The organism is Thermaurantimonas sp., assembly GCF_046299575.1.
Lineage (GTDB): Bacteria > Bacteroidota > Bacteroidia > Flavobacteriales > Schleiferiaceae > Thermaurantimonas.
Map to the genome: position 1 here is coordinate 1 of NZ_JBKBHX010000009.1, position 711 is coordinate 711.

At 44.3% G+C, this 711-nt stretch carries 1 CRISPR repeat array.

What is annotated here, in order from left to right:
- The first annotated feature begins 113 nt into the window (after nucleotides 1-113).
- Nucleotides 114-599: a CRISPR direct-repeat array (repeat unit 37 nt; unit sequence GTCTTAATCCTTGTTTTAGTGGAAGATACATGGCGGG).
- Nucleotides 600-711 lie beyond the last annotated feature (112 nt).

A 711-nucleotide genomic window follows, 5' to 3' on the forward strand; every position in this document is an offset into this window, starting at 1 on the left:
GACGACAGAGTGTCTGCATCCATTCATGCAACTGCTCACTGCGTTCGCAGGCATTCATGGAAAGATACATGGCGGGGCGAGAGCGATGTTTTTAAAACAATCGCTTTTGCCAAGTCTTAATCCTTGTTTTAGTGGAAGATACATGGCGGGATGAATGAATCCTATCGTAAAGTACTTATAAAAGATAGGTCTTAATCCTTGTTTTAGTGGAAGATACATGGCGGGAATGGAACATTTTACTAGAACCGTTCACGAGTTGAACGGGTCTTAATCCTTGTTTTAGTGGAAGATACATGGCGGGGAATAAGCAATGTAAAACTCGACTTCATCGACCTTGAGTCTTAATCCTTGTTTTAGTGGAAGATACATGGCGGGAAAAACCCGCTTCCATGATACGGCATGGGCGGGTGATGTCTTAATCCTTGTTTTAGTGGAAGATACATGGCGGGGAATTCACGATTCTGCCAGCTAACAAAGTAGGGAAAGTGTCTTAATCCTTGTTTTAGTGGAAGATACATGGCGGGCGTAACCTCATCATGTTGTTCACCTCGAATGAACAACGGTCTTAATCCTTGTTTTAGTGGAAGATACATGGCGGGCAAGGGAGTGATCGCCGAAGAAAGAGCGGAAGAATTGTCTTAATCCTTGTTTTAGTGGTGCAGACGACAGAGTGTCTGCATCCATTCATGCAACTGCTCACTGCGTTGGCAG